17 protein-coding genes are annotated in these 16,946 nt (G+C 68.3%); 6 read left to right on the top strand and 11 right to left on the bottom strand.

Annotation, left to right across the window (positions count from 1 at the left end; all coding sequences use genetic code 11):
• Positions 1 to 258: 258 nt before the first annotated feature.
• Positions 259 to 681 (bottom strand): hypothetical protein, encoded by a 423-nt coding sequence (locus AC07B0_RS33535; protein ID WP_478899736.1) that lies wholly within the window; start codon positions 679 to 681, stop codon positions 259 to 261.
• Positions 682 to 1,031: 350 nt separating this feature from the next.
• Entirely contained in the window at positions 1,032 to 1,526 is a 495-nt protein-coding gene (locus AC07B0_RS33540) for a hypothetical protein (protein ID WP_478899737.1), read from the bottom strand.
• A 56-nt stretch (positions 1,527 to 1,582) separates the two neighbouring features.
• On the opposite strand from AC07B0_RS33540, the gene AC07B0_RS33545 reads away from it, so the two are divergent.
• Together AC07B0_RS33545 and AC07B0_RS33550 are read left to right on the top strand one after the other, a co-directional pair.
• Entirely contained in the window at positions 1,583 to 2,146 is a 564-nt protein-coding gene (locus tag AC07B0_RS33545) for a hypothetical protein (RefSeq protein WP_478899739.1), read from the top strand.
• A 20-nt stretch (positions 2,147 to 2,166) separates the two neighbouring features.
• On the top strand, positions 2,167 to 4,815 hold the full coding sequence (locus AC07B0_RS33550; protein ID WP_478899741.1) for a helicase associated domain-containing protein: 2,649 nt from the start codon (positions 2,167 to 2,169) through the stop codon (positions 4,813 to 4,815).
• Between the two features lie 131 nt (positions 4,816 to 4,946).
• On the opposite strand, the gene AC07B0_RS33555 is transcribed toward AC07B0_RS33550, so the two are convergent.
• Genes AC07B0_RS33555 through AC07B0_RS33565 form a run of 3 tightly spaced genes read right to left on the bottom strand, consistent with a single transcriptional unit; the run spans position 4,947 to position 6,307 of the window.
• Positions 4,947 to 5,219, bottom strand: a complete 273-nt coding sequence (locus AC07B0_RS33555; RefSeq protein WP_469383994.1) for a hypothetical protein — start codon at positions 5,217 to 5,219, stop codon at positions 4,947 to 4,949.
• The gene (locus tag AC07B0_RS33560) at positions 5,216 to 5,854 is read right to left on the bottom strand and encodes a hypothetical protein (protein WP_478899743.1); all 639 of its coding nucleotides are present in this window, start codon (positions 5,852 to 5,854) and stop codon (positions 5,216 to 5,218) included. Before AC07B0_RS33560 ends, AC07B0_RS33555 begins: the two co-directional genes overlap by 4 nt.
• Before the next feature lie 42 nt (positions 5,855 to 5,896).
• Entirely contained in the window at positions 5,897 to 6,307 is a 411-nt protein-coding gene (locus AC07B0_RS33565; RefSeq protein WP_469383990.1) for a hypothetical protein, read from the bottom strand.
• Between the two features lie 109 nt (positions 6,308 to 6,416).
• Between AC07B0_RS33565 and AC07B0_RS33570 the strand changes: the two genes are divergently transcribed.
• The gene (locus AC07B0_RS33570) at positions 6,417 to 6,839 is read left to right on the top strand and encodes a hypothetical protein (RefSeq protein WP_478899744.1); all 423 of its coding nucleotides are present in this window, start codon (positions 6,417 to 6,419) and stop codon (positions 6,837 to 6,839) included.
• Between the two features lie 550 nt (positions 6,840 to 7,389).
• Here the strand turns inward: AC07B0_RS33570 and AC07B0_RS33575 are convergent.
• Positions 7,390 to 7,644, bottom strand: a complete 255-nt coding sequence (locus tag AC07B0_RS33575) for a hypothetical protein (RefSeq protein WP_478899746.1) — start codon at positions 7,642 to 7,644, stop codon at positions 7,390 to 7,392.
• Positions 7,645 to 8,363: 719 nt separating this feature from the next.
• On the opposite strand from AC07B0_RS33575, the gene AC07B0_RS33580 reads away from it, so the two are divergent.
• Positions 8,364 to 8,648 carry a hypothetical protein gene (locus AC07B0_RS33580; RefSeq protein WP_469383984.1) on the top strand — a complete coding sequence of 95 codons (285 nt, stop codon included), beginning with the start codon at positions 8,364 to 8,366 and terminating at the stop codon, positions 8,646 to 8,648.
• A gap of 491 nt (positions 8,649 to 9,139) precedes the next feature.
• Here the strand turns inward: AC07B0_RS33580 and AC07B0_RS33585 are convergent, their stop codons facing one another.
• Positions 9,140 to 9,301, bottom strand: coding sequence for a hypothetical protein (locus AC07B0_RS33585; protein ID WP_478899747.1), 162 nt, complete (start codon positions 9,299 to 9,301; stop codon positions 9,140 to 9,142).
• Between the two features lie 327 nt (positions 9,302 to 9,628).
• On the opposite strand from AC07B0_RS33585, the gene AC07B0_RS33590 reads away from it, so the two are divergent.
• The gene (locus AC07B0_RS33590) at positions 9,629 to 9,898 is read left to right on the top strand and encodes a hypothetical protein (protein ID WP_469383980.1); all 270 of its coding nucleotides are present in this window, start codon (positions 9,629 to 9,631) and stop codon (positions 9,896 to 9,898) included.
• 331 nt (positions 9,899 to 10,229) lie between these two features.
• On the opposite strand, the gene AC07B0_RS33595 is transcribed toward AC07B0_RS33590, so the two are convergent.
• Positions 10,230 to 11,276, bottom strand: coding sequence for a hypothetical protein (locus AC07B0_RS33595; protein WP_478899749.1), 1,047 nt, complete (start codon positions 11,274 to 11,276; stop codon positions 10,230 to 10,232).
• 663 nt (positions 11,277 to 11,939) lie between these two features.
• On the opposite strand from AC07B0_RS33595, the gene AC07B0_RS33600 reads away from it, so the two are divergent.
• Complete coding sequence (locus AC07B0_RS33600; RefSeq protein WP_478899750.1) at positions 11,940 to 12,899, top strand: hypothetical protein; 960 nt, start codon at positions 11,940 to 11,942, stop codon at positions 12,897 to 12,899.
• Positions 12,900 to 13,035: 136 nt separating this feature from the next.
• Here the strand turns inward: AC07B0_RS33600 and AC07B0_RS33605 are convergent, their stop codons facing one another.
• The 3 genes from AC07B0_RS33605 to AC07B0_RS33615 form a co-directional block, all read right to left on the bottom strand.
• On the bottom strand, positions 13,036 to 14,397 hold the full coding sequence (locus tag AC07B0_RS33605; RefSeq protein ID WP_478899752.1) for an SMI1/KNR4 family protein: 1,362 nt from the start codon (positions 14,395 to 14,397) through the stop codon (positions 13,036 to 13,038).
• A 230-nt stretch (positions 14,398 to 14,627) separates the two neighbouring features.
• Complete coding sequence (locus AC07B0_RS33610; RefSeq protein ID WP_469383973.1) at positions 14,628 to 15,458, bottom strand: hypothetical protein; 831 nt, start codon at positions 15,456 to 15,458, stop codon at positions 14,628 to 14,630.
• Entirely contained in the window at positions 15,439 to 15,582 is a 144-nt protein-coding gene (locus tag AC07B0_RS33615) for a hypothetical protein (protein ID WP_478899754.1), read from the bottom strand. Before AC07B0_RS33615 ends, AC07B0_RS33610 begins: the two co-directional genes overlap by 20 nt.
• Positions 15,583 to 16,946 lie beyond the last annotated feature (1,364 nt).

Raw genomic sequence — 16,946 nt, forward strand, 5'->3', positions numbered from 1 at the left:
GCGAGGCTTCGCCTCGCCAAGGCCCGGCCTTTGGCCGGGGTCCCAGGCGCTGCGCGCCTGGGAAGTGAGGCGCGTCTCGCTGCGCTTGACGGGGCCCGGCTTCGCCGGGCCTGGGCCGGCCCTTCGGGCCGGGGTCCTGCGCTTCGCTTCGGACTGGTTCGGGGCCTCGCTTCGCTCGGTCCCGAACGGCCCGCTGCGCGGGCCGGGGTGACCCCGTTTCACGGGGTCCGGCTCACGAGAGGGGGTCTGGCGGGGCTCTCAAGGGCGCAGCGTGGGCCTCCATGGAGCCGGAGAAGGGGGCGGGGCCTGCACGGCACTGCGGAGTTTCTCCTTCAAGGACTTCGGTGGGGCCTCACTGGCGTCCTGGAAGTGCATGTGTCGGCCGACGGTCACCCGTATGTGACACCCGCGACCTCGCTGCACGATGGACACCACCCATGCCCCATCCCTGGTCAGGAAGGCGCTACGCCCCGGCATATCCCCGGGCCTGGAGTGATCCGCGAGTTCCTTCGGCAGGTAGTTGCGAGCCGCGTCCTCGGCTACCTCCGCGGCACGATCCTCACCGCCATCGATGAAGTAGCTGCCCGCCAGCCTCCACCGATACATCTGCAGTTCCGTGCCCTCGACCCGTCTGGCCTCATGCATGTTCTCCTCGATGAGGACATACCACTCGTCAGTCATGGCCGAAGGCTAACTCCCCATGTGACGAGCGGTCGGGGCGGGCCAATCGATAGCAGTGGGGGGCCGGCGTCAGTCAACCGACTGTCGGTGGGCTCCCCCGTCCTGCTCATTGTTGGGGCGATGGCCGCTCAGGGCAGTCGCAGGTATCGCGACCGTCCGGCATGGGTCGCCGGCACTGCGGACAGTGGAAAGCCGGCGGCCCCGAAGGAGGAACAGTCGGAGGAGGACTGGTCGGCCAGCCCCGACGACGCCACCAAACCGCATTGAAGATCCGCATACCTCATCCTGCGCCGCGACAACGAAGAACACCACACCCGATCCCCAGCACGGTCGGCGGCGAGCGACTGTCCCTACTCCTTCAACGCCTCGGCCTCCAGCCGGTCCAACTGAGCCTTGGCCGACTCCTTGCTGCGCAGCAGCCTCCACGTTTCCTTACCGCACTCCCAGAACGCCGCCAGGGCGCAGAGCACGGCCAGCAACCGGAACGGAAGCCACCAATCCTCACTGGTCACCGCTGTCTCGCACGCGATCAATCCCAGGAACAAAGGACCCAGAATCTTCCGCAGCCACAGTTCGACCCCGTCCAACAACTTCCCCACCCCAACCACGAACCCAGCCACCACTTTGATGCCTGCCTTCATGATCAGGCACTCACCGGGCCCCTCCGACTCCGCCTCCAAGACCAGGGCCTCCAAGCGGGCCAGCAGGCATGGCAGGGGCGGCATCTGTCGCCGACGACCCATGAGGTCCCTCGCAAGGGAGGTGGTAGCACTGCGGATCAGCGGCGGTCGGCGCTCGTTCGCGTCGAGCTCCGCTCCAACAGCTGCATCCGATTGATGCAGCATGTACCGTTGGCAGAAACAGGTGACATGTGGTGGATATTTGAGGAGCTGGGTACTGGATGCCTGTCTATGAATACCATCCGGATGAAATTGCGCGGCTTTCCGTGGTCAGGCGGGCCACCGGCCTCACTCTGAGCGAGGTGGAGGAACAGCACCTGGCTGCCCAGGACCGCGAAGACCGGGCCCTCGCTGCACCGCAGGAGCCGCGGAAGCCGACCGAGCTGGACATCGCAATGTCTCAGAGATTCGAATGGACCCGGATCAAGCACGTCATGACGAAGCAGCACATGGACGTGTACTCACCGGACCAGGACCCCAAGGTCGCTCGCAGGGAAGAGCTGCGTGCGCAGCGTAAAGCTGTCGAGGCTGCCTGGAGCGAACAGGCCGATGGCGGGCTGCCGGTGGAGGTGCTGCGGCACCGCGTCTACCGGATCACAGCCCGACCGGACACCGCCCCCGCGGGCGAAGGGGCGCTGGTTCGCCACGTCTTCGCGGCCTCCGCGGGTTCGGCCGTCGAGCACGCCCGGCACCTGTTCGACCGACCCGGCAGCACCTACCAGGACGGCGAGTACAGGATCACCTCCGTCGAGCAGGTCCTTCCCGAACCAGGGGAATTCTTTTGATCCAGCTCCGAGAACATCAGATGGACCAGAAATCGGCATTCCGAAAATGGGTCGGATTCCCTGCAAGGTCACCTGTCCCCCCGCAAGGAGCCCGCGGGACGATCGTGTCGGCGACCGGATCGGGCAAGACCATCACCGCCGCCGCCGGCGCGTTGGAGTGCTTCCCCGACGGTCGGATCCTCGTCACCGTCCCCACCCTGGACCTGCTCGCCCAGACCGCCCAGGCCTGGCGCCTGGTGGGCCACCGAGCGCCGATGGTCGCGGTGTGCTCGCTGGAGAACGACCCGGTCCTCAGCGAGCTGGGGGTGCACACCACCACGAACCCGATCCAGCTCGCCCTCTGGGCCGCGTCCGGGCCGGTCGTCGTGTTCGCCACGTACGCCTCCCTGGTAGACCGCGAGGACATCGACGCACCGGTGGGCCAGCGGAAGGTTCGCGGGCCGCTGGAGGCCGCTCTGGCGGGCGGGGAGCGGCTTTACGGTCAGCATCTGGCCGGCTTCGACCTCGCCATCGTGGACGAGGCCCACGGCACCGCCGGCGACCTCGGACGGCCGTGGGCCGCCATCCACGACAACACCCGGATCCCGGCGGACTTCCGGCTCTACCTGACCGCGACCCCGCGCATCCTGGCCGCGGCCCGGCCGCAGAGGGGCGCGGAGAGGCAGGAGGTGGAGATCGCGAGCATGGCCGACGACCCGGAGGGGACGTACGGCGCCTGGCTGGCCGAGCTGGGGCTGTCCGAGGCGATCGAGCGCGGCATCCTCGCCGGGTTCGAGATCGACGTCCTGGAGATCCGCGACCCCTCCCCCGTTCTCCGCGAGTCCGAGGCGGCGCGGCGGGGCCGGCGCCTGGCGCTGCTGCAGACCGCGCTCCTGGAGCACGCGGCGGCGTACAACCTGCGTACGGTGATGACGTTCCACCAGAAGGTGGAGGAGGCGGCCGCGTTCGCGGAGAAGCTGCCGCAGACGGCGGCCGAGCTGTACGCCACCGATGCCTCCGACGCCGACCTGGCGGCCGCGGGGCGTCTGCCGAAGTCCTCGATCGACGCGGAGTTCTACGAGCTGGAGAGCGGCCGCCATGTCCCGCCGGACCGGGTGTGGTCGGCGTGGCTGTGCGGCGACCACCTCGTCACCGAGCGGCGCGAGGTCCTGCGGCAGTTCGCAGGCGGCATCGACGCGAACAACCGGCGCGTACACCGAGCGTTCCTCGCGTCCGTGCGCGTGCTCGGGGAGGGCGTCGACATCACCGGCGAGCGGGGTGTGGAGGCGATCTGCTTCGCCGACACCCGCGGCTCCCAGGTCGAAATCGTCCAGAACATCGGCCGGGCACTCCGACTCAACCGCGACGGATCCACCAAGGTCGCCAGGATCATCGTGCCGGTGTTCCTGGAGCCCGGCGAGGACTCCACCGACATGGTCGCCTCCGCCAGCTTCAAGCCGCTCGTGGCCGTGCTCCAGGGCCTGCGTTCGCATGACGAACGTCTGGTCGAGCAGCTCGCCTCCCGCGCCCTCACGAGCGGCAGACGCAAAGTCCACCTCCAGCGTGACGAGGACGGGCGAATCATCGGGGCCGGCGGCGCGGGCGACGACGAGGACCAGGTGGAGGACGACGACACGCAGGCCGCCGCCGAAGCCGCCCTGCTGCACTTCTCCAGCCCGCGCGACGCCGCGACCATCGCCGCGTTCCTGCGCACCCGGGTCTACCGGCCCGAATCCCTGGTGTGGCTGGAGGGCTACCAGGCCCTGCTGCGCTGGCGGAAGGAGAACGAGATCACCGGCGTCCACGCCGTCCCGTACGACGTGGAGGTCGAGGTCGGCGTCACCAAGGACTTCCCCCTCGGACGGTGGGTGCACCAGCAACGCAAAGCCCTGCGCACCGGGGAACTCGAAGACCGGCGCAAGGAACTGCTGGACGCCCCCGAGGCCGGGATGGTCTGGGAGCCCGGCGAGGAAGCATGGGAGAACAAGCTCGCCGCGCTCCGGTCATACCGGAAGGCCACCGGCCACCTCGCACCCCGGCAAGACGCCATGTGGGGCGAGGACGACGCCATGGTGCCCATCGGCCAGTACATGGCCAACCTCCGCCGCAAAGGCGCGAAAAACGGCCTGGGCAAGGACCCGGACCGCGCCGCGGAACGCGCAGCACAGCTCACCGCGATCGACCAGGACTGGGACTGCCCCTGGCCACTCGACTGGCAGCGGCACTACCGCGTCCTGGCGGACCTGGTCGACGCCGACGGACAGCTGCCCGACATCGCCCCCGGCGTCCTCATGGACGGCGACGACATCGGCAAGTGGCTCCAGCAGCAGAAACAGCCGGCCACCTGGACACGGCTCCTGCCCGAACAGCAGACACGGCTCACCGCACTGGGCGTGGCACCCGCCCAAGCGCCGCCACCGGCCCCGACAGCAGCTCGTGGAGCGAAGGGCCCGGGCAAGCCGCAGCAGGCGTTCCAACGCGGCCTGACAGCCCTCACACAATGGGTCGAACGGGAAGGCGCCCACCGGCCGGTCCCCCGCGCCCACAGCGAGGAGATCACCGTCGAGGGCGAAGCGGAACCGGTGATCGTGAAGCTCGGCGTATGGGTCTCCAACACCAAAACCCGACGCCACAAGCTCACCGCCGACCAGCTGGACGCCCTCGCGAAGCTCGGCGTCGACTGGGCCTGATCCGGTTCCGGCGTTGCCCTGGAGTCGCGAGGCCCCAGGGCCGCGATGGGGTCTCGTGCGGAGAGCGGGCTTCGTACTGGGTTGTGGGTGGGGCCGCGCCCGTCTGTGGTCAGAACGAGCGCGGCCGTGTTTCAGGCCCAGTCGAGGGAAGCCAGGGAGTCGGGGGAAGGGTAGGTGTAGCCGAGCTTGGCAGTGTCGAGGACATCTGCGGTGGTCATCTCGCAGTGGGGCAGGCGCGCGGCAGCGTCGGCTGCTCCTCCGTGCGCCGCCTGCCGGTCCGCGAATATCTTGGCGACGAGCTTGCGCGCGTCCGCTCGCGAGCGCGGCTCCCCGGCCTTGTGCTTGGCCTCGAGTCGCTGCGCGAGCTCGATCTCCTCCCGTGTGAGCGGTGCGACTGGGCTCACCGATCACCTGCGCGGAACTCGAGCGGTGCGTAGACGTCCACGGAGATGGCCGAGGCACCGGGGCCGCCGTCCGTGGTCCAGGTCTGGAACGACACCGACTGGCTCAGCGTGATGCAGGGCTGCCCGGGGACATCCGTCTCCGGCGCCCAGTAAGCGAACCGGAACGGGTTGCGGCTCAGCGCCCGTTCCTCACGGTCGCGCCAGTAGGCGAGATGGGGAGGCTCGGGGAAGTCGGGGGAGTCCCACTGCCCGGACCAGGTCGGGGCACCCAAGGCGGCTTCGGCGGCCTTGAGGTAGGTGGACCACGTCTCCGCCGCTGCCGTGTGTACGTCCGGGTTCTCCTCCCCGGAGCCTGCGGTGATGTGCCATCCCTGGTGTCTGAGGCTCGCCAGGGGGCTCCAGTCGCCGCCCAGCACAGGGAACAGCGTCCAGTCTCCTCCGCTGCGCGTGCGGACCCAGAGGCTGCGCTCGGTCGTCTGAGGCTCCCAGCCGTAGCGCTCGCACCATGCGTAGAATTCCGGCGTCCCGCCCTGCGGCGGGCCCGACCAGACCGACGGCCAGTCGTCGACCGCGCGCAGGCCGGTCAGTTCGGCGGCAAGGTCCTGGGGCGTCCGGCCGGTGGTCTCCGTCAGCATGTGTGGCTCCTTCGTGCGTGGCGTGCGGTTGACGGTATCTGGTCAGGAAAGCAAGATCCCCAACACGAAGACGGCGACGACGATCGCGCCCATGATGAGGCGGACCTTCGGGTCCTCCCGCTCCCACAGTTCGTGGACCACGGCCCAGCCGGTCAGTCGCGCCGCGCGGCCGTTGTGGATGCTCGGACCGTCTGTCGGGTCGTCAGGGCGCGCGTCGGTTGCGGAGTCCTCGGCTTCGGGGGCGTGGAAGGCGTCCGCCCCCGTCACCCCTTGCTGCTCCTGTGCGACCACCACCAGGCCCTCCAGGAGGTCCGGCATGGTGTGCGGCGTGAGGGGGTACGCGACCGTGCCGTGCGGGGTGCGCAGGCAGAGCTTCGACTGCCAGGGGTTTCCCGGGCGGGTGCGTTGCAGTCGCCGGTGCTGCGTCACCGCTTCGAGTGGCTTGTTCGTCACCGGCCCCGGGGAGCCTTGCGGGGAAGCACGCACCTCTGTGGTCCTCGTCGGCTATACCGGAGCGGGGCCGACTGCCCTGCCCGCCGTAGGAGAAGGAGTCCCCTGCCTCATGAGCGACGCCACGAACGCCCGTCCCACCACCCGTGCCGCCCTCGTGATCACGATCGTCGCCTTCGTCATCGGCATCGCCTACATGGGCTTATTGGCCTTCATCTCGGTTCCTTCGCTCACTGACTACATGGGAGGCCGGGATATCGACTTCCCGGTGGTTCTGGCCATCGCGGCCATCGCCGACCCCGCCCTGTTCTGGGCCTTCATCGGGCTCGGCAGCGGGCTGAGCAAGACGGGCTGGGCGGCCGGACTCGCCCTCACCGGCATCCTCACCACCCTCACCTACGGGTGGCTCCTCGCGTCCTCCCACGGCCACGGCTTCACCTACTGGCTATTCCTCACCATGATCGTCGCCTCCACCCTCGGTGCCTTCTGTGTGACTCCCTACGCCCTCGTCCGCGGCTCCGTCGGACGCCGCTGACCCACCGCGCCGGAGCCAAGGACACCGCACGGGCTCGCCCTACGACGGCCCCTCGTCCGGCGCACCCCACCAGCCGGCGAGCCGGCGCGTTCGCAGCTCAAAGCCGTGCGTCGGATATCGAATGACGACCAGCGGGTGTACGCCGACGCAGACGTCAGGAGTCCGTACACATCCGCCTGCGGAGAACCGCCAGGGGCTCAGGGCCTCAACACAGCCAAGGGATCGCCTGCGGGCAGCAACGCCAGGGACTCCAACAAAGCCAGCAGGCATGACCGAACACCCAACCGAGAATCAGACAACCGACCAACACCCTCGAGCAACCCAACAACCAGAAACCAACAGCCAATCAACTACCTACAAGCACCCACAAAGAGAAAGTCCGGAAAGTCACCACTCGCAGAACGGCACCTGACCAGCCAAAACGCGGAACCTCCCCGAAACGGGCTTCCCCCCATGGTTCCCCCCTTAGGTTCCCCCTCCATTTCCCCCTCTAGGTTCCCCCATTGTTTCCCCCTTGTTTCCCCCGTCCGTCGAGGAAGGGGCCGGGGGTTCAGGACGTGCCGCCGCGCCACCGGAACGGGCCGCCGACGGCATCGGCGTCGGGGGCGTAGTCGGCGCGGCCGCCCGGCCCGTACAGGCCGAGATCACCGAGCAGGAGCGCCTGCCGCCCGATCCCAGCCGTCCAGCCGGTCACATCGAGCAACTGACCATCGAGCCGGCCGCCGACCAGTTCGACGTACCCGTGCCGGGCCGTCGGCCCCGCCGGCTCCCACCCGTACACCCGCGGCTGCGTCCCCCGTTCCATCACGCCGCGTTCCCACCTCGCCCCGTTCCAGTGGGGCCCGTTGAGAACACCGGGGCGAGGACTGGTTCCTGAACGACTCCTGGCGAACGCGGGATGGGGACGGCTCCGCCGCCGGTCGCGCCGCCCCGGCCGGCCCTGCCAGACCAGCCTCTTTCTCCGGCTGACGCGTACAAAGAGGTGTCGTTTTACGAAAGGGGCTTGCCCACCACCCCTGACCTGCGGTTATGAAAGATCATCGACTTCGGGGGGTCCCACCTCCGGTCACACCCCCGATCCCCCGCCCAGAGCACCTCTGCAGGCAAAGGAAAGGCCGCGGCCGGGACGAGCGCCGGCCCGGTACCCCGCCGGGAACCGGTCCTGACACCCGACGCTGACACCGCCGCGCGCGGCGACACCCACCCCGGGGTGCAGGTCAGCAGGGGGCATAACGTGTCAGGAGTCAGGAACCGGGGCCGCGCCGGACAGGCCGAGGAGAACGGCAGGGCGTACCCGGAGCGGTGTGCATTCCCACCGCTCCCAACGACCAAGCACCCCGACAGTTCCGCGCCCGCGCCGGCCCCGCCGGCGCGTTACCGGTAACCGGAAACCGGCCGGGAGAACCGCCCGCCCCTGCCCCGAGCAGCGCGAACCCGGACCCTTTGACACCCGGCAGAGCCACATTGCCTCGGCCGCCAGCTGTGGTCGATCATGCGGGGATGAGACCAGAAGTACAGGCGTTCGTGACCGATGGCCCTCTCCCCGACTGGGACGCCGACGAGGAGGAGATCGACCGGCGCTGCGACCAGCTCGAAGCCATCGCCAAGCCGGTCACCGGCGAGGAGGCCCGGGCGCTGGTCGCCTGCTTTGGCCCGGACGATTGCTACGGCGTCGCCTGGACTCTGCTGCACCTCATCGAGACAGGCCCGAATCCGGTTCTGACCACTGAGCCCGCTCCCGACGCCAACGAGTGGCACCACAGGCTCTGGGCCCGCATCGTCAACAGCGGACTCGCCCCGACAACCTGACGCGCAAACCAAGCGGTGCCCGCAGTGGTCCATCTTCGCTGTCACGAACTGCGTTCGGTCCAACTTCACTGGCAACCGATCCAGGTTCACTGTCACAGGCGGTGAGCAACACGCGTCGCCGGCTCGGTACCGGCCCGAGTCCGATGATCCGCAGCCGTCCCGCGCCCGGGATAACGTCCCGCGGGCCGGGCTCGCCGCCGAGCAGCCGGCCGACGTCCAGGCCGTGACCACTCCGCCCGCCCGCGGCACCGGCCGACGCGGCCTGGGCCGCGGCCCGACCCCGTAGTGACCTCACCGGGTACCCGGTGAGGTTGCCGACAACCTCACCGAAAACCTCCCCAGTCCAGGTCAGCGGGCTCCGAGAACCCGCACTTCGCGGACGTCGACCGTGAACGCGGTCCGCCAGCTCTCGGCGAACGTTCCGGCGTCCCCGAGGGCCGGGGCCCACCGGCGGACGGTTCAGGTGGACGTCGCCGTACCGGCCGGCGCCATCAGATGCTCGGAATTGCCTTGTGCCGTTCCTGGCAGGCTTCGAAGGCGTTCTTCACCGAGGTGACCTGGGCGCGGTGCAACTCATTGTCGATTTTGTTGGTATAGCGGGTGGCTCCTCCCTTGCCGTCGCCCTTGGTGGCCGACCGTTCCGCGTGCCCCATGCAGTAGGAAGTGCTTACAAAAACACCCACCCCACCCCGCCCGCTTCGGCTCCGTCTTCACTGTGGGAGAGGGCTCGTAAGCTGACCGGCACACCAAACGACCGGAGGTTCCGTGTCCAGCCATCCCGGCATACGCGCGCTATCAGGCCTGCTCACGCCATGCAGACAAAGCAGCGAAGGAGCCCCCCATGATGTGGCCGGAGTGGCAGAAGCTGAACGGCGGCTCGGGATACGGCTGCCCTCGGACTACATCGCCTTCATAGACACCTACGGGAACAGGCCCCCCAGCACTTCTCGCGTTGGCTGCCCGCCGAAGTAAGCGCCGACATGCTGCTCCGGTGGGGTTTCACAGAGGACGGCACCCACCTGTTCTGGCTGATGACAGGCAGCGACAGTGACTCCTGGCCCATCGCCGACCTCTACGAGGACGGCGGCCCCCTCACCGTCCACGAAGACGGCTTCGCCGCCTACGTGCGAAGCTGGTGCACCCCTGCCTCCGGTCTCACCGAGGAAGCGGTGCAGTTCACACACTGGCGCGAATACGAGCACCTGATGAGCCAGGGCCTCAACCCCTCTACAGGCCTCACCTGGTTCTGAACGGAAGGGCTGTTCGGCGGCGGGCGCAGCCCGGAGCCCGCTGAACCGACGACAGGCGAACCCGGCGGAGGCTGGCTGCCGGGCCTCACGATGAGGCGCCCTTCATCCCTTCGCGGACGCTCGCTGCCACCAACCCGAATGGCCCCGGGCGCCGCGCGAGGTGCATGCACGACCGGCCTACGTGCGTGCGTGCGGATGCCCAGCCCGGCTGGCCTGGGCGTCCGGGGCGCGTCATTTAGATCTCCGGTAGTAGGCCAAGGTGACTGACCAGAGTGTCGATCGCGGTGTCGATTGGTGGCGTAGGCGTCGGAGCGGATGATTTTGCGCGATCTCACTGGAGCAGTTCGAAGTGAGGGTGGTGCGGGGAGGTAGGGCAGACGTGGAGCTGCAGGTTGTTGCCGCCGGTGATGTCGATCAAGGTGAAGTTGCCGTCGCGGGCGCCCAAGGGCGGCGGACCCGGGGTCGGCCGGTCCTCCTCGGCGATCCAGGTCGCGCTGCCGGCGTCCCATTCCGATGAGGCGATGGTGAGGAGCGGGACCGCCTCGGTGCCGCACACCGGGCAGGCGCGGTCGACGGGGTCGGTGGGGCTCCAGCGGGTCCAACCGCCGGTCTTCCAGCCCGGGGCGGTGCAGAGGTTGTTCAGGTAGAGCTCGCCAGGATCGTACGCGTACGCGTTGTACTGCGCGGGGTCGATCGTCGCCCAGCGGCTCTCGTCGTCCAGCTGGTCACGAAGCTCCTTGCTCAGCTCGCTGGGGTGGGGGTAGTCGGTGACCTGCTCCGGTGAGAGCAAACACGGCTCTGGGTGGTACCGGCCGGTTTGGACGATCGGCGGCTCGGGCGGTGCGTCGAGGACGTTGGTGACGTTGGCGGAGGACCGCCAGAACAGGGCGGTCTTGGGGTGTGCCATCTCGTGGTCGAAGGGGCACCAGAGGACTTGGAGCAGGTCCGCGTCGGGTGGGCAGGGGAGGGGGATGTCGCGGGCGTAGAGCTGGGCGACGGGCAGCAGGGGCATCGGGCCGTCGAACCACGGGCGGCCTGCCTTGATCCGCTCCCAGTTAGCCCGTTCCTCGGGGGTGACCTCGGGCGCCCCGGGGTCGAGGCGCAGCCGCTCGGTCGCTGCGGCGAGATCGCGGCGGAGGACCCGGACGTCGTCCGGGGAGTGGAACACCTGCGACGCTCGGCTGTCGTGCGGCTCGTCGCAGTGGGGCCACGGCTCGTCGGCGGGCCACAGGAGCGGACCGCCGACGGAACTGTCGTGCACGGTCGGCGATCCCGGCCGCGGGTGCAGCCGGGTCGCCGTCCGCGCCAGCGGGGCCAGTTGCGGGAAGAGCACGGTGACGTCGAACGGCCGCGCCGGGGTGGAAAATATGGCGTGCATAGCGATGATGCTGCCAGCCGCTGACAACGGGTGTACCGATCCCCGTCAGCTGACACCAGACAGGTCCCCTGGGTGCAGACAGCGCCCCGGCCTCCACTCGCGCCGGAGCGGGAGCAGCACGTCAATCTCCTCCGCGGGAAGAGCCACAGATCAGGCGCGGACAAAGGACAGATAACAACCCTGTCCATAACTTCTGTTATGCGCTGTTGAACAGTCCGTGAGTACTGTCCAGCTCCATGTCGATCACAGGCTGGGGGGCGCACTGCCTCGTGACACCGGCCGAGCGGGTGGCAATGCGGGATTGGCAGGGGGAAGGCGCGAAAACCTTTCCTCTCAAGGGGTGTGCGGGGAGACGGGCCGCAGGGCCGTGGCCCTTCCATGGCGAGGGTGATGTGACGGTGCCAGCCGGTGCAGCGGCGGACTCCGTACTGGTCCAGGCCGCACTCGTTCTTCGCGCTCTGGAAGCATTCGGATGGATCTTCCAGAATATGCATCCTGAACTTCTTTTCCAAAGGAAGGCATGGCTGTCAGGCAGTCACGTTACCGGGCATCAGCACGGGCCCTGCGGCTTGACTTCTCCATTGGGAAGCCGGTGCTTGTCTCGCTCCGCGTGCACACTGCCCTGTCTCTCCGTCGGCCGGAGCTGGGCGTTAGCCTCAGCGGATGATTCCTGCGCCCCCTCCGAAGGTCATCACGCGACACCGCGACGGGCAGATCCGTGCCTATCTGACGGACTTCGGCGCATTCGGGACGCTGGAACCCGCCGCGGTGTTCCAGCCGCGGGCCGGCGACGAGGTCGTGGAGTCGGCGGTCCAGCCCGATCTGGAGCGCGTCGTGTACACGACCCTGAACGGGGTTGTCTGCCTTACGCGCGCCGGCGACCTGGTGTGGGCGTCGGACTTCGAACCGCACTCCGATGTGCTCCACGGTCACCGGCCCGGCTGCGTGCTGTCCCGGGACGGCCGGACTGTGTGGGTCTACCGCCCGGACGCGATGGCAGGACGCGGGGGAGACCAATGGGTCGTGTACGACGCCGATAACGGGACGGTCGTCGCGCGCCGGGAACTGGAGACGGTCGGGCACGGCGCCGGCCACCACGTCCACCCCGTGGACGGCAGCATCTACCTCGACGTCGGTGAGGGCCAGGACGGTGCCGTCGTTCTCCGGGGTACGGCCGGGGCGAACGGCGAGGTGGAGTTCGTGACGTACCCGTGGTGGGACCGATGCCTGATCGACCTGGCGCCCGACGGTCAGCAGTTCATGACCGTCGATCACGGCCAGCAGGATGTCGCCTTCCACCGCCACCCCAGCGGGGACCAGCTTTTCACTCTCTCCGTCGAGGCCTTCGGATATGACCCGGAAGAGGCGTTCGTGGAATGGTGCGGCGGCTACCTGACCCCGGAAACGGCCGTCGTCACACTGGGTGGTGAGAGCGAGGGCGAGGGCGAGGAGTGGTTCCGCCACCACCTGGTCGACGTGAACACGGGCATGGTCGGCGGTGAGATCGCCGTCGAGATGACCAACCCGTACGAACTGGAGCCCTTGGGCGACGGCTCCTGGCTCACCGACGGCCCTGACGGTCACCCCGTCCGTTGGTCCCGGCCTCCGCGCCCGGCGGGTTGAAGGCGCACCTCCACGCGGTCACGGGTGACTTCACACCGCCGTCTCTGTGCCCTCGCGAGCCTCGCGCACAGGGGCCACCGAGCGTGCTCAAGGGCCAACTACAGCGCTCAGCCCTGATGGACAGCGGCCCCTCCGGTCAGGCGGTGGGGCCGAGGTCTCCTTCGAGGAGCGTCTGGACGATCTGCGGCCGGTCCCAGAGGGTCAGGATCTCGTTGGCGATGGCCACCACCGACAGGTGGTCCTGGTCCCGCACCTTGATTGCTGCGGCTTTCAGGGTGCGCGGTACAGCTCCGGCGTCCAGGAGGACACGCCATTCCAGCGCGCCGAGTTCCAGGAACTCCAGCCCGGTGAGCCTGGTGACTTCCACAGGGTCGGCTAGCGAGCCCGGAAGGGCGGTGAGAGTGCGCAGGCGAGGCATTCCGGCGACGGGCGCGAGGCTGAACGGCGCACCGTCCCGGGCCTCGATCGACAGGGCCTCCAGGGCGGGGTGGGCTGCAGCCTCGACCGTCTCCAGGTGCCCGGCGCCGACCTTGGCCACCGCCGGAAGCTGGTCCCCGCGGTGATCCCGCTGATCCTCGCTCATCCGACCCAGGACGAAGTCGGTGAGAGAATCGGCCACGAGCTCGGCACCGAGGCTCTGTTCGTGATCGACCAGGATGACCTGCCCGAAGTATCCGGCCGGGCCGGGTGTCAGGTCGACCGCGAATTCATCGCCGCCGTTGCTTCCGAAGCCGATCCAGCCCGGCGAGCCGGCCAGACCCTGCACCGCGGCGTCGGGCAGCGTGCTCGCCGTGGCCGTCGCGCCGAGGTCCCACCCGGGGTTGCGGATTTCCGCATCGACGCTGTACAGGTGCTCCAACGCGGAGAACTCGCAGCCGACCGCCGTGTTGACGCGCTCCATTGCCTCGTAGTCGTCGCTCCAGCCCTCCCAGCGCGGGGTCACCCGGTAGAGAACCTTCATCTCGTCGGAGAACGTGACGCCCAGGCGCGCTTCGGCGGCAGTGATCTCCTCTTCCGTCGCACCGACGGCGTCGGGCAAACGTTCACGCAGCGTCCGCTCCAACAACTCCAGATCAGCCGATGGCGCCGGCACCGTACCGAACACCGGGTCGGGACGACGGAGCCAGGGCTCGGGAAGGGCACCATCGGCCAGGACGAGCACCCCCAGGTCCGGGTAGCCCGAAGCCGGTTCCACAACCGGGCTTGGCCAGACGAGGCCGAGCGTGGTCTTTCCGTCCGGTTGAACCTCCGCCCTGAATGCGACCTCCTGCGCTGCGCCGCGTGCGAGCGCGCTCTGTATGTCCTGCACCGCCATCCGTGCTGTCGACGACATGGATCCCCGATAGGCAAGGCTCCAGCCGTCCTGGCTGATGCGTCCCGCGACGCGGGCCGGCCGGACAGCGGGCCGCTCTGTGTCGTCAGCCAGCATGAGCCGCAGCACGGGTTCCCAGGCCGCAAAATCGCATACCGATGACAAGGGAGTTCTCTGATCAACCATGCGCAGACCGTACGCGGGACCAGTGACAAAGGGGCGCCAGGCCTCCCACGTGCAACAGGTGAAACGACTGACACACCTATGGTGTGCCACTCGCGAGTGCGTGGCAGGCCAAGTAGAACGCTCAGAGGCCAAGTCTCGCCAGGCCGGTGGGCACCACTCGGTGGAGTGGAGTCCACCGCATCATCGGTGCGCACCACCGCACCGGGTGCACGGCATCGCATCGGGTCCACTCAGTGGCCGGCCTCCCGGCCACTGTGCGGTCCGGGCTCCTGCTGGCGGTGTGCCTGCTGGCGGTGTGCCTGCTGGTCGTCCTGGCGCACCGGGCGCACTACGTCGGCGTCGGCCTGCGTGGTGTAGCGGTCCGCTCGGGCGCGGGAGTCGTTGGCTGCCTTGGCGAACACGTCCTGGAGGTGGCGCAGTCGGTCGGCCGTGAGATCGAGGCCTTCCACGTCCGTTCGGGACTCCCGCAGGGCCCGCACAGCCGTCATGTCGATCGCTTCCCGGCGTCCGGACTCCGGCTCCTGGTCGTCGGGCTCGACTTCGGCGGCCAGGGGCGCCAGCAGCTGCTCGGGCATCGCCGCCTGCTGGTGCACGACGACGTCGTACGCCCGGCCCCGCACGGCGGCGGTAATGGTGGTGCGCAGCTTCTCCGACACCACCGCATCGGCGAGGACGGCACGGTCGTACTGGAGCGGGATGCGGGGTATCTCCCACGCCCGCGCATCCTGGCCCGGCGGCCGGAGCGCAGCCTGCTCGCCGGGATCGGTCGGGGGCTGCCGGTCCGGGTCGGGCGCGGGAGTAGGTGGGCGGGGCCGGGCGGGGAGGTCAGCCAGGTCCCACCGGGCGGTGTAGAGGCGGTAGTCCGCCAGCAGGCCGATCGTGGTCTTCGGCTCGCTGATGTCCAGGCAGTGCGTGGAGATGGCGGCGGCCACGATCTTGTCGTCCAGGCCCAGGTCGCGGCGGCGGCCGCGCAGGACCAGGGCGAGGTGACGGCGGGCTTCGGCGAGCAGGTGCCCGGGATTTCGCCACCGGAGCCTAGCTTCAGTCGTCGATCTGCACACGGAGGCTATTCACATCGGTGACCTGGTCGGTCACCCTGTTCCACAAACGGACTTGAGCGTACAGCTCCTCGTCGCCCACCTCGGTGTGGAGCTTTTCACTGTTTGCCTTGAACACCTGCGTCACCGTGTGGGGTTTCTCCCTGGGGAAAACCGTGGCTCGCTGCGCAAAGGTTCCCTAGATGAGGAAGTCATGGTCGCTTTCGTCTTGCTCCCATATGCGTGACCAGGTCTGGAATCTATCCCGGGCCCGCAGATCCCTTGCGTCATAGTTGATCTTCCATGTGACGGTAAGTGTCCACATGTCACCTTGAGGTTGTGCTGTGAGCTTAACGTTGGTGAGCAGCACTGCGGGATGGACCAGATCGGGAGCAGCCCGAGATACCCGAGATATGGGCGCGGTATCGGCTGCTGCGACAGATGACGCAACGGATACGCTCCCCAAAAGGGCCAGTACCGCCACCACGCATATACCTTTTCGATTGCGCATGGTAATCCTCCGGTAGATCTCCCGTCGCCCTCCAGAGCATCCCTGCTTGCACGCTCAGCCCTAGACTGCCGGGAGGGGCGGCCTGTCCAACATGAACAGTCTTCATCGGGGCCGAATTCCACTGACTGTCAACAGCCTTAACATTTTGCAAGCATCGAATAACCCCGAATCCCCGACCCGAGCTCCCTCTTCCCATTGCGCCTCACTCAACGTCGTGGCGCAACCTGCTCAGCGTAAGTCGGCGACGAGGACATGGTGGGGATTCGGCCCCGCCTGGTCAGGCCTCCAGCGACACAAGACAAACGCCACGCCCCGGTACGAGGCTTGCGCAATGTCCGGCCGCCGACTACAGGCGTCCGGCCGCAGCGCAACAGGCCTACCCTGCGGCCCCGGGGACGCGCGCCCCGGGATCCGGGGATCGTCAGAAGGATCTGTTCCACGGCGTGGGCGTTTGTCATTGGCCGCGTAGGCCAGATGCAGGAACAGCTGTCGCCGGATTTGGGGAACAGCTGCGGCCTACTACGCCGAAGAATGTCGGCGAGAGGCAGGAACAGGGGTCTGCTCTTATCACGTGGTGGCAGCCTGACGCGGCGACCTTGTCGCGCATTCAGCGGGTCGTGGTCGGGCCATGGGGACCGGGTGATGAGCGGAGCGGCTGAGCCCCGGACGCAGACCATATATTTGATCGTGTTCAAATATGATGAGGATGTGGACACGGGCCCGGCTGTTGGGGTGGAGTTGCTGTGGGATACACGGGTTGGCGACGTGCCGGGCTGATGGCGGCCCTAGGTGCGGTGACGATTGCCTGCAACTCTGCGGCGTACCACGCCGTAGGGCTGTCGGCCGACCAACTGGCGGGGCAGTGGCGCAGCAGGGAGGGGACGGTCCTGACCTTCCAGGAGAACGGAAGTTTCACCGGCGACGACGTTGCCCTGTTGTCAGCGGCAGATCCCTGCGGCGACAGGGCGCACCTGTCCGCCGGCAGATGGCACTTCGGTTCG

It is taken from the genome of Streptomyces sp. NPDC044704 (assembly GCF_056433525.1).